15 protein-coding genes are annotated in these 14,554 nt (G+C 51.0%); all 15 read right to left on the reverse strand.

The annotated features are described in order from the left end of the window. Positions 1-151 precede the first annotated feature (151 nt). The 15 genes from H583_RS0117890 to hemW all read right to left on the reverse strand — a co-directional run bounded on the left by H583_RS0117890 (position 152) and on the right by hemW (position 14,549). On the reverse strand, positions 152-949 hold the full coding sequence (locus tag H583_RS0117890) for an inositol monophosphatase family protein (RefSeq protein ID WP_028561671.1): 798 nt from the start codon (positions 947-949) through the stop codon (positions 152-154). A 74-nt stretch (positions 950-1,023) separates the two neighbouring features. Then, entirely contained in the window at positions 1,024-2,385 is a 1,362-nt protein-coding gene (locus H583_RS0117895; protein ID WP_425414534.1) for a class I SAM-dependent rRNA methyltransferase, read from the reverse strand. Positions 2,386-2,510: 125 nt separating this feature from the next. Then, entirely contained in the window at positions 2,511-2,936 is a 426-nt protein-coding gene (locus tag H583_RS0117900; RefSeq protein ID WP_028561673.1) for an NUDIX hydrolase, read from the reverse strand. A gap of 154 nt (positions 2,937-3,090) precedes the next feature. Then, positions 3,091-4,437: a tRNA (N(6)-L-threonylcarbamoyladenosine(37)-C(2))-methylthiotransferase MtaB gene (mtaB, locus tag H583_RS0117905; RefSeq protein ID WP_028561674.1), complete on the reverse strand. Its 1,347-nt coding sequence runs from the start codon at positions 4,435-4,437 to the stop codon at positions 3,091-3,093. 5 nt (positions 4,438-4,442) lie between these two features. After that, positions 4,443-5,216, reverse strand: a complete 774-nt coding sequence (locus H583_RS0117910) for an RsmE family RNA methyltransferase (protein WP_028561675.1) — start codon at positions 5,214-5,216, stop codon at positions 4,443-4,445. A 112-nt stretch (positions 5,217-5,328) separates the two neighbouring features. Then, positions 5,329-6,045: a site-2 protease family protein gene (locus H583_RS0117915; protein ID WP_051236578.1), complete on the reverse strand. Its 717-nt coding sequence runs from the start codon at positions 6,043-6,045 to the stop codon at positions 5,329-5,331. A gap of 9 nt (positions 6,046-6,054) precedes the next feature. Then, complete coding sequence (gene prmA, locus H583_RS0117920; RefSeq protein WP_028561677.1) at positions 6,055-7,035, reverse strand: 50S ribosomal protein L11 methyltransferase; 981 nt, start codon at positions 7,033-7,035, stop codon at positions 6,055-6,057. 301 nt (positions 7,036-7,336) lie between these two features. Beyond that, positions 7,337-7,549, reverse strand: a complete 213-nt coding sequence (locus H583_RS0117925) for a hypothetical protein (protein WP_028561678.1) — start codon at positions 7,547-7,549, stop codon at positions 7,337-7,339. After that, positions 7,549-7,698, reverse strand: coding sequence for a YfhD family protein (locus H583_RS36665; protein ID WP_154665910.1), 150 nt, complete (start codon positions 7,696-7,698; stop codon positions 7,549-7,551). Before H583_RS36665 ends, H583_RS0117925 begins: the two co-directional genes overlap by 1 nt. Positions 7,699-7,874: 176 nt before the next feature. Further along, the gene (dnaJ, locus tag H583_RS0117935) at positions 7,875-8,996 is read right to left on the reverse strand and encodes a molecular chaperone DnaJ (RefSeq protein WP_028561679.1); all 1,122 of its coding nucleotides are present in this window, start codon (positions 8,994-8,996) and stop codon (positions 7,875-7,877) included. Between the two features lie 117 nt (positions 8,997-9,113). Continuing rightward, complete coding sequence (dnaK, locus tag H583_RS0117940) at positions 9,114-10,946, reverse strand: molecular chaperone DnaK (protein WP_028561680.1); 1,833 nt, start codon at positions 10,944-10,946, stop codon at positions 9,114-9,116. Positions 10,947-10,977: 31 nt separating this feature from the next. Next, complete coding sequence (gene grpE / locus H583_RS0117945; RefSeq protein WP_028561681.1) at positions 10,978-11,568, reverse strand: nucleotide exchange factor GrpE; 591 nt, start codon at positions 11,566-11,568, stop codon at positions 10,978-10,980. Positions 11,569-11,625: 57 nt separating this feature from the next. Next, a complete protein-coding gene (hrcA, locus tag H583_RS0117950) occupies positions 11,626-12,648 on the reverse strand; it encodes a heat-inducible transcriptional repressor HrcA (protein WP_028561682.1) in 1,023 nt (340 codons plus the stop codon). A 135-nt stretch (positions 12,649-12,783) separates the two neighbouring features. Further along, entirely contained in the window at positions 12,784-13,248 is a 465-nt protein-coding gene (locus tag H583_RS0117955; RefSeq protein WP_036709918.1) for an N-acetyltransferase, read from the reverse strand. A 149-nt stretch (positions 13,249-13,397) separates the two neighbouring features. Then, positions 13,398-14,549: a radical SAM family heme chaperone HemW gene (gene hemW, locus H583_RS0117960; protein ID WP_028561684.1), complete on the reverse strand. Its 1,152-nt coding sequence runs from the start codon at positions 14,547-14,549 to the stop codon at positions 13,398-13,400. Between the last annotated feature and the right edge of the window lie 5 nt (positions 14,550-14,554).

Genomic DNA, 14,554 nt, shown 5'->3' on the forward strand with positions numbered 1-14,554 from the left:
CCTCTTCAGAACGGGTGTTCCGTAAAAAATGGCAATTCGGACGATAAGGCTGCGAAGGAATACTTCGTTTACGACTAACGTCATAAATTTGCTCCATAAATCCAAAACAAAAAAGAGGAGGCATGCCGCCTCCCCGTTGCACATCCGTTATTTAGCATAATTGCTGAATCAGTTCCTGATGAATCCGTCCATTTGTAGCTACGATTGTAGACTGCGTCATATCATAAGGATTGCCTTCATAATCGGTTACAGTGCCTCCCGCTTCCCTGACAATGACTGTTCCGGCAGCGCTGTCCCATGGATGCAGGCCGCGATGCCAGTAACCGGTCAGCCTTCCCATGGCAACCCAGCACATATCCAGGCTGGCCGCTCCGGTCATCCGCAAATTGCGGCAGCGGCCCACCATTCGTGCTACCTCCGGCAACGCATCCGAATCCGGCAGCCAATCTCCGGCATAAAATCCGGTTCCAAGCAATGCCTGACCGACAGCCGCCTCTTCCCCGACACGAATAGCCTGTCCGTTCACATAAGCACCATGACCTTTGCGGGCAGCAAACAGCTCTCCGGTCAGCGGACTGTATATGACGCCGATAACCGGCTCTTTATCCTTGACAATGCCGATTGACACCGCAAAATGCGGCACACCATGGATGAAATTGGTCGTTCCATCGATGGGATCAAGAATCCACCCGTACCCGCCGGGCTTGCCCCGCAGCTTGTCGTAGGAATTTCCCTCACCGTCCGTCTCCTCTGACAAAATCCAATGATCGGGATAGCTTGCCTGAATCCGCTCCATCAGCAGCGCCTCACTTGCCTTGTCAACAACCGTCACCAGATCGGAGCCGTTCGTCTTTTGCTCCATATTCGTCCGGTCATCCATTCTGCTGCGGATATACTGTCCTGCCTCCTCTGCCAATCGGCAGGCAAAATCGTACAGCTGATCTTCCACCTTCGATATGCTCCCTTCCCCATGTGCAATCGCTTATCGCAGAAACTGCGGAGCCTGTCCTGCCAATGCCTGCGCTAGAGCTTTTCTCTGCTGTAAACCTCGAAAATCGCATATTTCAAATAGTGGCCCTCGCTCACGCCGAGCAGTTGCGGATGATCCTTGCCGGCAGCGCGCCATTCGATAAGGCGCAGCAGCTTCCCTGCATCAGCAGCAGCAGCCTGCACCGTCTCCAGGAACAGATCCGGGCGCATATGGTAAGAGCAGCTCGCAGTGACGAGATATCCGCCCTCATTGACCAGTTTCAGTCCTTGCAGATTAATGTCCTTATAACCCCGTACTGCGCCGTTCACCGCAGATTTCGTCTTGGCAAATGCAGGCGGGTCCAGAATGACGACATCGAATGTACGGCCTGATCCGGCAAGCGGTTTTGACGTGTCCGTCTTGACGCCCTCTGTGCCGCGGGCCTTGCGCTCATCCAGACCTTTCGACTGCGAGCGCAAATATTCAAACGCATCAGCAACGACGAACTCCACCCGGTCGCTGAATCCGTTGCGTTCAACATTGCGTTTGGCCGTCTCAATCGCATGCTCGGATACGTCAAGACAGGTTACCTTTTTAGCTCCGTATTTGCATGCATGCAGCGTAAAGCTGCCGGTGTGGGCGAAGCATTCCAGCACCGTAGCCCCGTCCCAATAAGGGAAGCTTACTTCCTTGCCATTGGCGTTTACCGGCACAGGCTGGCCGCCGCCTTCCCCTTCGACTGTTTGCAAGCGGATGCCGCTGCGAGCGCCCCATCCGGTCATTAACGGCTGGATCGCCGCCCGGTTTTCCCGCTGGTCATAGAAGTAGCCGGTTTTCTGACCCTGTACAATATCCACTTCCAGCTTGAGGCCATTCTCGGTAATCTCGATCAGGCGCGGACATTCCCCGTACAATACGCCCGTACGCTCCTCAAGCCCTTCCAGTGTTCTTACGCCAACATCACTGCGCTCATAGATGCCTTCAGGTGTAAATACCTCAATAAGCGCGTCAATCAGTTCCTGGCGCCGGACATCAAGCCCCAGTGTCAAAATCTGCACCACCAGCACGCCGCCAAAGCGGTCAACGGTCAGACCCGGAAGAAAATCAGCCTCGCCGTATACAAGACGGCAATCCTGAGCTTCCTTTGCAAAACGTTCGCGGTGTGCCTTGCAGCGCGTGAGCCGCTCCACAAAGAAGTTCCTGTCCATCTCTTCTATCGGCTCATAAGCTACAATTCTCACCCGAATCTGCGATTGCTCATTCCAGTATCCCGTCGCCAGGTAGCGGCCCTTATGATCTGTAACATCAACCAGTCCGCCAGGTTCAACTGCTCCTTCAAGCCGGTCGATCTCACTGGCATAAATCCAAGGATGGCCTTGCTGCAACCGCGGCTTGCGGTTTTTTGTCAATATAATTTGCGCTCTCAATTGTGAATCCCTATCCCTTCTGTTCGTGCGTAACGTGAGAGTATTCCGATTTGTCCTCTCACCCTTAACCCTAAACCTAGGCTTGCACCAAATTTTCGCGCATGGGAGTCAAGTTAAACCTGAACTCCAAGCAGCTTCAGCGCGCCGGACAGTATACGATCATTATTGTCATAGCCGGACTGGGTTTGACGCCGCCAGGCTTCCTCAGGAGAGAACCACTCTACTCCACGGATTTCCTCGATCTGGGCATGCAGCTCTCCCCCGACCGCCTCTACCAGATAATAATGTACCTCTTTATCGACGGCTCCCTTGGTATCATGATGGTAACGGTATTTGATCTGATCGATCGGAGCGATGATTTTCCCGATTAGTCCGGTTTCTTCAGCAATTTCACGAAGCGCGGTCTCCTCAATCGTTTCCCCGGCCTCCATCTTGCCTTTAGGAAGTGAAATTTTACCATAGCGGTCCTGGATTAGCTGAACCTGCAGTTCGTTGTTCAAACGTTGAAATACTACGCCGCCTGCTGAAATTTCCAACATGAGTCGTCCCTCGTTTCCCTTATCTTATGCGCAACAAGGATTTTATCGCCGCCCGCCCGTCAGGACGAACACTCCGATAAAACCCTCGTGCTTTTTCTATATATGCCGGAATTTCCGAAAAATCCTCATCCCTGCAAAATACCCCGGTACAAACCTATTGCGCTTTGGCGAGCGTAGGGGAAGATTCCATGACACGCACCAGTTGGCCGCGGCATTCATTAACGCCTGCCTCAGTTACCTTCACACGGCAAAGCTGTCCAATCAAAGATTCGGAGCCTTCGAATACGATCTGTAAATAGTTGCCGGAATAACCCATCACAAAGCCTGTTCCTGGCGCTCCCTTGTAGTCGCGCTCCGGAATAACGTCCAGCACCTGGCCGACGAACTGCTCCGCGTAAGCAAGCTGGCTCCGCTCCGACAGGTCGATCAGTTGATGCACACGCTCGTTTTTAACCTCTTCATCCACCTGATCCTCCATCCGGGCAGCAGGCGTGCCTGTCCGTTTGGAATACGGGAAGACGTGCATTTCGGCAAAGCCAAGCTCCTCCATAAAGCGGTAGCCTTCCTGGAACATCTCATCCGTCTCGCCAGGGAAGCCGACGATTACATCCGTTGTAATCGCTAAGCCGGGCATTGCTTCATGCAGCCGTCTGATTTTCTCTGCGAACTCGGCTGTTGTATACTTGCGGCGCATCCGCTTTAATACTTCATCATTTCCGGCTTGCAGCGGAATATGCAGATGGTGGCACATTTTATCGGAACGGTTGAGCACCTCGATCATCTTCTCGTCAATCTGGCTGGCTTCAATGGAGCTGATGCGGATACGCTCAAGCCCTTCGACCTTGTCCAGGTCCTCCAGCAGATCCGACAGATGATAGTTCTCCAGATCGTCTCCGTAGCCGCCGGTATGAATGCCCGTCAGAACGATCTCCTTGTAGCCTGCAGCTACAAGCTGTTTCGCCTGGTTAATAACACTGTCCGCTTCACGGCTGCGGGACAGTCCGCGGGACCATGGAATAATACAGAACGTGCAGAAGTTGTTGCAGCCCTCCTGGATTTTCAGGAAGGCGCGTGTACGCTCGGCAAAATCCGGAACATCCAGTTCCTCAAACTGGCGGGTCTTCATAATATTGCGCACTGCATTGACCGGCTTGCGCTCAGTCTGGATTTGCTCGATGAAGCCCATGAGCTTCTCGCGGTCCTGTGTTCCAATGACAAGATCAACCCCTGGAATCGCCATGATCTCGGCCGGCGAGGTTTGTGCGTAGCACCCGGTTACCGCAATAATCGCATCCGGATTGCGCCGGATTGCGCGGCGGATAATTTGGCGGCTCTTCTTGTCGCCCGTATTGGTTACGGTACATGTATTGATCAGGTAAACATCAGCTGTGGCTTCAAAATCAACCTGCTCATACCCCTCATTTTTAAACAGCTGCCAGATGGCCTCCGTATCATAAAAGTTAACTTTACAGCCCAGTGTATAAAAAGCTACAGATGGCATGGTCTTCATGCTCCTCCCATCTCTTTGGATTCATACATGAGACAGGTCAGGCCGACCATTGCAGCCGTCTCTGTTCTCAAAATTCTCGGACCCAGTCCGGCCAGTCTCGCGCCGCCAGCTAATGCTTCATCAGCCTCATGCACGGTAAAGCCGCCCTCCGGTCCAACAACAAGCAATATTGCCGCTTCCCTGCTGCTGTCATGCGTATTTCGGAACGCTGCGAGCACATCGGCTATGCCGCTGCCCTCTGCCGCGCCCTCCTTCTCATAGCAAAACAGCACCAGGTCAAATTCGGCCATCCGCAGCAAAAGCTGCTTCCAGCTCATAACCTGGCTTACTTCGGGTATAATGCTGCGGTGCGCCTGCTCGGCAGCTTCTTTGGCTATTTTAGCCCATCGCTGCTGGCGCTTCTCTTCCTTCTTCCCGTCATATTGCACGATGCTGCGCTCTGACTGGAACGGCACGAATGCGGCTGCTCCAATTTCCGTGCATTTCTGGATAACGGTCTCCAGCTTGTCCCCCTTAGGCAGACTTTGGGCTACCGTAACCTTCCACATAGGCTCGCCGTTTGTTTCCATCTCCGCTATAATATCCGCTTCAGCCGATTTGGCCTCAAGAGACGTGAGACGAGCCAGTACCGACCGCCCTAAGCCGTCGCATACCATAATTTCATCTCCGGCCTTCATGCGCATCACCTTAAGCAAGTGATGCGCATCTTCGCCGGTAATCGTCACTGTATGTTGTCCGAATTGCTCGGGCGCAATAAAATATCGCTGCATGTCGCTAATCCCTCATTCGTTCAAGTTCAAACTTCATCATACACGTTTTGTCCCTCATACGCCACACCTAATCCAATTTTACTGCCGGATTGCCTGGAAGCAGAAATGTAAATCAGCTTATAAAAGTGATCACAAACTTCGGCCAGTCTACCGGAGCAAATACCAGCTCCATCAACGATTGGATGAAACCGCGAATCGGAGCCGACAAGGAAAACAGCGGTTCAAGCGTATACATGCGGAGCTGCGGGATAAATACGATTAGAAGGAAGATGAACATCCCCCATTGTTCATGCTGCTCAAGCTTGATGCGCTGGCGCTGCGGCAGCATATCCTGAATAATCCGGTAGCCGTCAAGCGGCGGCAGCGGAATCAGATTGAACAGAAACAGCAGCGTATTCATAAAAATCAAATAGTACAGAAAATGGATGACAGCCTTCGTGACGCCTGCATGATCCGTATAGAGCCATCCTGCCTGGTTAAGCACATAGACAATCAGGATTCCGATGGCAGCGAGCAGCAAATTGCTGAGCGGACCGGCAGCCGAAACAATAATTCCCATCACACGCGGATACTTAAATCGTCCACGGTTGACGGGAACCGGCTTGGCCCAGCCAAATCCGGCAATCAGAATAAGCAGCGTACCCACGATATCCAAATGCGAACGCGGATCAAGCGTCACCCGCCCCTCATTGTAGGCGGTCATATCCCCGAACTTGTATGCGGCATAGGCATGGGCAAACTCGTGAACAGAAAAAGCAATCATCAAAACAAGAACGATAAAGGGCAAGTCCTCCAGCGGATACCAGGTTAGTTTCTCCAGAAGATCCATAGGCTACCCTTAAGGCTTGCGGGCTACAAACGCCATCCAGTTATCTTCGCGGTTAATCTCCACGATTTCAAAACCGGCAGCGCGCAGACCTTGATCCACAACATCTTCCTTGTTCATGTAAATTCCTGATGCAATATAGATTCCGCCCGGCTTGAGAGCCGCATAGACATCATCAATAAACAACAGAATGATTTCCGCCAGAATGTTCGCGACAACCACATCAACCGGAACAGCCACATTCAGCTTCGTCGTGCCTTCCTCTCCAGTCTGTCCGGTATTCAGCACACCCAGCAGATCGCTCAAATGTACCTGAATCCGATCCTCCAGACGGTTCAGGTTCGCATTTTCAATTGCGCTTGATACAGCAACCGGATCCAAATCGAGCGCCAGCACGCGGTCTGCTCCCAGGCGGCAAGCTCCAATCGCAAGAATTCCTGATCCGGTTCCGACGTCAATTACAGATTCCCCGCCCTGAATAACCTTCTCCAGTGTCCGCAGGCACAGCGCAGTCGTCGGATGTGTCCCTGTGCCGAATGCCATGCCGGGATCTAGCTCGATAATTTGCTCGCCTTCATCTGACTCATAGCTCTCCCATGTCGGTTTGATCGTCAGATGGTCCGATACGCGCAGCGGCTTGAAGTACTGCTTCCACGCCTCCGCCCAGTCTTCCTCGTCAACCATCGCTGTACTGATCTTATAGTCACCCGGCTCGATGCCAAATTCCCGAAGCTGGTCAATGGACACGCGAAGCTGCTGCTCCAGTGCATTCATATCCGTTCCCTCAAGGAAATATCCCTTGATTACAGCTTCCCCTTCCGGAATATCATTAAGCGGTTGATCGTACCATTGTCCAAGGGAAGTATCCCGCTTGCGGTTCAGATTGCCGGATTCTTCAATCGAAACCCCGTCTGCATCCTGTTCATGCAAAAAATTCGTAATCATTTCAATTGACTGTTCAGAAGTCGAAATTGTAATTTCATGCCACTTCAAATCTTTTTCCCCCTCTAGTAACTTCCAACCCATAATGCTATCTATTTTACAACAGAAGCACTCTATGTACAAAACGGTATTTCGCAGAAAGCGGCATTACAAGTATAAACCCCCGTGCACCCTTTAACAGGCTCAGCTTCGTTTTGCTTCGAAAATAGTGGCAATATCTATGTAAAGTATGTAATTAAAAAGACGGCTCCTTGTTCCGGCTAACTGCCGAACACAAAAAGCCGCCTTTTGCTGTACAGCCACCAGTCACGGGAAAATTCCGCTTGCCAATTACGGCAACACCAGACCCGTTTTAGTAAGGCTGCTCTAGAGCGGATTGGTGTGCCTCTCCGCCGGTCTGTTCGATCAGATAGAGCGCACGGTCGACGAGCTCCGGTGAGACGGAAGCCGTGAAGGACAAACCGTCCTCAGCGCTGGATAATCCGGTAACCCTCAGTGCCTGGAGCTTCTGCTCCGCCTCCTGGGCTTCTGCTCTCGCGGGAAAGGTCGCTCTGATCCCTGTCATCATTGCTCCGCCCTGTGGTCGGCTTCAGCCGCCCTCTCGCGGGCTTTCAGATCGGCCGCATCGGCCTGCTCCTCGGAAAATTCCACATCTTCGTTTTTGCCGATCGGAAGTTTGCACGTTTCATGCTCTTGTTTGGGATGCTGCTCCATTTTTAACTCCTCCAGACATCAAGAATGGCCCTTCATGCCGGAACTCCTCCCTGGCAGCTTACAGCCCCATTTGTGAAGCGATGCCATCATCCTAGTGTAAACAAAAACGGGCGGAATATGCTCCGCCCGTCTTCTGCAAGTACATCTATTATGATAAGACTAAAATTTGAAATTGACTATTCACCGCGAAACGCTTTTTTCATCCGATCAAAGATGGATTCATGATGCTCCTGCGGCGTTTCCCCTTGAAGACCGGAAAATTCACGCAGCAAATCCTTTTGCTCGTCTGTCAGCTTGGTTGGTGTAACAACGGTTACCTTAACATGCTGGTCACCCTGCCCGTAGCCGCGCAGCCTCGGCACACCTTTCCCTTTGAGACGGAAGTAGGTTCCCGTCTGTGTTCCAGCCGGAATCTTGAGCTTCACCTTTTCGGTCAAGGTCGGAATTTCAATCTCGTCTCCAAGTGCTGCTTGTGCAAATGTCAGCGGGTATTCGCAGTAAATATCGTCGCCGTCACGCTCAAAGAACTCATGGGATTTTACCCGGATGACGATGTACAGATCACCGGCCGGACCTCCGCGAAGCCCGGCTTCGCCTTCTCCGGACAAGCGGATTTGAGCGCCCTCATCCACCCCTGCAGGGATTTTCACATGGATTTTGCGCTGCTTCTTCACTTTACCCGAGCCGTGGCAATTCGTACAGCGTTCCTTGATCACTTTGCCCGTACCGGAGCAGTTCGTACAGGCACGGCGATTCACAATACGGCCGAATGGCGTATTCTGAACGACTTCCTGCTGCCCGCTGCCGTGACAGACGCCGCATGTTTCCGGATGCGTTCCCGGCTTCGCGCCATTGCCGTGACATGTATCACAGCTTTCTGTACGTGGAATCTGAATGTCTGTTTCCTTGCCGAATACAGCTTCCTTGAACTCGATCGTCATCGTATATTGCAAGTCATTGCCGCGCTGTGGCGCATTTGGATCGCGACGTCCGCCGCCACCGCCGAAGAACATATCGAAGATATCGCCAAAGCCGCCAAAATCAGCACCGCCTGCTCCACCGCCGAAGCCCTGATTCGGATCGACATGACCAAAGCGGTCATAGGCCGCACGCTTTTGGTCGTCGCTGAGCACATCGTAAGCTTCCTTGACTTCCTTGAACTTCTCCTCGGCGTCTTCTGCTTTGTTGACATCCGGATGGTACTGTCTGGCCAGCTTCCGGTATGACTTTTTAATTTCATCCTCCGAGGCATCCTTGCCTAGCCCCAGCACTTCATAATAATCCCGTTTCTCCGCCACTCAAAGTCACCCCCAATGGATCATGCCCCATCAAAACCCCATCCACAACGAAGGTCAAAGTCAAGCCTAGCCTGACTTTGACCTTACGTGTTCGTGATGGCTGGTTAAGCTAATGCATTATTTTTTGTCGTCTACAACCTCATAGTCGGCATCAACTACATTATCTTTCCCTTTGGTTTCTCCGCCAGCTTCCCCGCCTTGGGCAGCCTGGTCAGCTTGCGCCTGCTCATAGAGCTTCACAGAAAGCTGCTGCACGATTTGAGTCAGTTCTTCGGTAGCGGCATTAATTTCTTCAATATTGTCTGTTCCAATTGCTGCTTTCAGTTTTTCTTTTGCAGCATTGGCTTTTTCGACCTCACCGGCATCTGCTTTCTCACCGAGGTCATTAATTGTTTTCTCAACCGTGTATACGAGTTGGTCCGCGTTGTTCTTCGCCTCCACCAGCTCACGGCGTTTGCGGTCTTCCTCCGCGTTCAGCTCAGCATCCTTCATCATGCGGTCGATTTCTTCATCGGTCAGACCGCTGGAAGAAGTGATGGTGATTTTTTGGCTTTTGCCTGTTCCTTTATCCAGCGCAGATACGTTAACGATACCGTTGGCATCGATATCGAAGGTAACTTCGATTTGCGGAATTCCGCGCGGTGCCGGAGGAATGTCACCCAGCATGAAGCGTCCAAGCGTTTTGTTGCCGTTCGCCATCTGGCGCTCGCCTTGCAAAACGTGAATTTCTACACTGGTTTGATTATCTGCATAGGTGGAGTACACCTGGGATTTGCTTGTTGGAATTGTTGTATTGCGATCGATCATCTTCGTAAATACGCCGCCCGCAGTTTCGATACCGAGGGACAGCGGAGTAACGTCGAGCAATACGACATCCTTGACATCGCCTGTCAGTACGCCAGCTTGAACGGCTGCACCCAGTGCTACCACTTCATCCGGGTTAACGCCTTTGTGAGGCTCTTTGCCGGTCAGCTTCTTGATAGCTTCCTGTACCGCAGGGATACGGGTCGATCCGCCTACCAGAACGATTTTGTCGATTTGGCTTGTGCTCAAGCCGGAATCGCTAAGTGCCTGACGAGTCGGACCAAGCGTGCGCTCTACGAGTGGCGCAGCCAGCTCTTCGAATTTCGCGCGGGTCAGGTTCATCTCCAAGTGCTGAGGTACGCCGTCAACCATTGTAATGAACGGAAGAGAAATTGTTGTTGTCAGGACACCTGACAATTCTTTTTTCGCTTTTTCCGCAGCATCTTTCAAACGCTGAACAGCTGCTTTGTCTTTGGACAAGTCAGTGCCGTGCTCTTTTTTAAACTCGGAAACCATGTGATCGATAACCACTTGGTCAAAGTCGTCGCCGCCCAGCTTGTTGTCACCACTGGTTGCTTTAACTTCGAAGAAGCCGTCACCCAGCTCCAGAATCGATACGTCAAATGTACCGCCGCCCAGGTCATAAACGAGGATCGTTTGATCTTCGGATTTCTCCAGACCGTATGCAAGCGCCGCAGCTGTCGGCTCGTTGACGATACGCAGAACTTCCAGACCGGCAATTTTACCTGCATCTTTAGTAGCTTGGCGCTGGCTGTCATTGAAGTACGCCGGTACGGTAATAACAGCTTGTGTTACTGCTTGGCCCAGATAAGCTTCCGCATCTGATTTCAGCTTTTGCAGGATAATCGCAGAAATTTCCTGTGGAGAAAATTCCTTATCGTCAATTTTTTCTTTGTAGCTGCTGCCCATGTGGCGTTTGATCGAAATAACGGTACGATCAGGGTTGGTGATCGCCTGGCGTTTTGCAGACTCCCCTACGATACGCTCCCCATCTTTTTTAAAACCTACAACTGATGGTGTTGTACGGTTTCCTTCCGGGTTAGGGATAACGACAGCTTCTCCGCCTTCCATAACCGCTACGCATGAATTCGTTGTTCCAAGGTCAATACCAATTACTTTACTCATTAAAGCTCCTCCTTGTTCATTTGTTATATGTTTAGCCGCTTACTTTAACCATTGCTGGACGCAATACTTTTTCTTTTAGAATGTACCCTCTTTGAACTTCTTCAACAACAATGCCTTCCTCATATTCCTCAGACTCGACCTGCATAATCGCCTGATGGAAATCAGGGTTGAACGGCTGGCCCACCGTATCCATCGGCTTCAAGCCCTCCTGCTGGAGAACCTGGTCGAATTGACGGAAGATCATGTCAACGCCCTTGATAAAGGAATCCTTGTCTTCGGAATCTTTGGCGGCGCTAATGGCGCGCTCAAAGTTGTCAATGACAGGCAGCAGCTCAGTAACCAGCTTCATGGAAGCGTATTGGGCGAGTTCTTCCTTCTCTTTTTGAGTGCGGCGGCGGAAATTGTCATAGTCAGCCTGAACGCGCAACAGGCGCTGTTGATTATCATCAGCCTGCTTTTGCAGTTCTGCAATACGCGGATCAGCAGCAGCCTCCTCAGTTGAAGGTTCCGATACTGTCTCCTCATCTATTACATCAGCCGCCGCGGCGGTTGTATTCAATTCTTCATTAGAAGTTTCAACTTGCTCTTGTTGTTCGTTAACAGTTTCTTTATTCGTGCTCACGAATGCTTCACCTCCTTAATATAATCCAGCTTGCCCGTCATACGGGCTGGAGCCGGTTTATTTATACCATTTGCCATACATGACAGCCATGTCCTTGGAGAGAACATCCAGCAGGCTGATTACCTTGCCGTACTCCATACGGGTCGGGCCCAGAATGCCAATCGTACCAAGCGACTGTCCAGCTATTGAATAGGTTGCAGTAATCAGGCTGCAATTGTTAATTGCTTCATGGTCATTCTCTGAACCTATCTTTACCTGTATGCCAGGATTCGCGGATACGAGCTTGATCAGGGCAGGTTGTTCATCAAACAAATCAAGCAGCGTTTTAACCTTCTCCACATCCTTGAACTCCGGCTGGATCAGCATATTTGAGGTTCCGCTGACGAAGACACGGTGATCTTGCTCGCCTGCAAGCACATTCCCCAATACATCGAGAAACTCCTCATAATGGCTCACATATCTGCCCAATTCCTGCCCAACTTCGGTATATAACCGGGAACGGAGCCGGGAGAACGGAACCCCCACCAGCTTTTCATTCAATATTCTCGTGACCTTCTCGATCTCTGACATGTCCACGCCGCCGGGAATCGAGACGGTTCTGTTCTCAACATGTCCCGTATTGGTCACAATAATCGCAACAGCCGTGCTCTCATTGAGCGGAACAAGCTGAAAATGCTTCAAGGAATTATTAAAGGTCTCCGGGCCAAGTACGATGGAGGTATAATTTGTCAAATTGGACAGAATCGTGGCAGCATGCTGAATGACCTGCTCCATCTGATTCATCTTATCCGCCATGAAATGACGGATACGCTCCAATTCCTGCTCGCTCACCTCTCCCAGCTTGACGAGATGATCAACATAATAGCGGTAGCCTTTCGTCGAAGGCACACGTCCTGCGGAAGTGTGCGGCTGCTCCAGAAAACCAAGGTCCTCAAGATCAGCCATCTCATTGCGAATCGTCGCCGGACTAAATCCCACGCCGCCCCGCTTGGAAATGCTTCGCGAGCCGACGGGTTCCGCTGAGCGGATGTAATCATCAACGATAGCATTCAATATCATTCTCTGTCTTTCAGTCAGCAAAGGAACCCCTCCCGTCAATATCATTCATCATGCCACAACTGTGAAGCGGCAGTCCCGTTCACTTCGTTAGCACTCATTAACGTAGAGTGCTAATCGTTAATACAAAAATACCAAACCAACTTGAGCGTTGTCAAGTCAGTTCAGTATTTTGAGTACAGCAATTTCATCACAGCGATCCTGTTTCGGGCAATGAACACAATCCGTCCAAACCTTCTCGGGAAAAATTTCTTTTTCTACAACATGGAAGCCGTTTTTCTTGAAAAACTCCACTTCATAGGTCAGCGCCATGACCTTGAACAACTGCTGTGCTTTGGCTTCCTCCACCAGCTTGCTCATCAGCTTGCTGCCAATGCCCATTCCTTTATGGCCTTCCGTTATGCCAAGCGAGCGGATTTCGACCAGATCACTCCCAAGCTGAAACAAGGAGCCGCAACCTACGATCTGTCCATTAAGCTCTGCTACAACAAACGTGTCAATAAACCTGGAGAGCGCCTGGCGCGACCTCGGAAGCATAATTCCTTTTTGGGCATAATCTTCGATAAGTATATATAGTGCATCTACATCTGACTCTGATGCCTTTCTGCAGATTACCGTCTGCATTGCTTCCCTCCACTTTATTGACATCCGCTTCGCCTTCCTTCTATAACAATATGAATAAATATACATCATAGAGAATGAACATTCAACACTTGTTTTTGAATAAATTTGAAGCGGACATGCGCAGCCGGTAACAGGCAGCAGACAGCATCTTAGCTGATGAAGGCTCCGAACACTTCATTGCCAAGCGGTACGCCTTTGTCCGTCAATTTGTAACGCTCCTCGCGGGGTAAATGCTGCAGCAGACCGTTTTCCACAAGCCGGTCAATCGTTTCCCCGAAGACATCTCTTAATTCAACACCAGGAAACTGCGAACGGAATCTTGCTTCAGTTACACCGTCCAGCATTCTGAGGCCAACCATCATAAAATCCTCCATCGCCTCGGATGCCTCTACCGGGCGCGTATCCAGACGCGGCAGCTGATTTCGGGCTGCATCAATGTAAGGCTGGACACCCTTAATATTAATGTGTCGCTCGCCCAGATGATAGCCATGAGCCCCTGCCCCAAGTCCGTAATAAGGCTCGTTGTTCCAGTACGTCATATTATGACGGCTCTCGTATCCCGGCAGGGCAAAGTTGCTGATTTCATACTGTTGTCTGCCCGCCTGTTTGAGCCGGTTCATGATTAGCAGATACATATCCAGCTCCTCGTCCTCGGAAGGGAGCGGCAGTTCATCACGCTGATACAGGGTATGAAACAATGTATTCTCTTCAATCTTGAGTCCGTACAGCGAGTAATGCGGCAGCTCCAGCTCCAAAGCGCGGCTTACGCTCTCATTCAGCGTCTCCAGCGTCTGATCAGGCAGATTGAACATCAAATCAATGGACAAGTTAGTAAAGCCCACACTTCTTGCATTCTCAATACTGCGGTACACATCATCCACATTATGGATCCGGCCGATCCGCTCCAGCAGCTTGTTGTCAAAGGACTGTACGCCAAAGCTGATACGGTTTACACCGCCGTCACGCATGACCCGCAACTTGTCAAGGTCAGTTGTACCCGGGTTGGCCTCCATCGTAAATTCCACGCCTTCGGATAACGGAAAGTGTCTTCTGACCGAGGAGAGGAACTGCTCCATTTGCTGCGGCGTTAATACCGTTGGCGTGCCTCCGCCAACAAATACGGTATCAATCATCTCCGGCCTGATCTGCGCGACAGTTAATTTCATTTCATGTTCCAGCGCATCCAGGTAATCTTCAACAGGCTGTCCTTTCAATACGAAGGAATTGAAATCACAATAAAAACATTTATTCGTACAGAACGGGATGTGAATATATAGCGCCCGCGGCGAAGTTGTAATCATCAGCT

Origin of the sequence: Paenibacillus pinihumi DSM 23905 = JCM 16419 (assembly GCF_000422505.1) — a bacterium.
GTDB lineage: Bacteria > Bacillota > Bacilli > Paenibacillales > Paenibacillaceae > Paenibacillus_D > Paenibacillus_D pinihumi.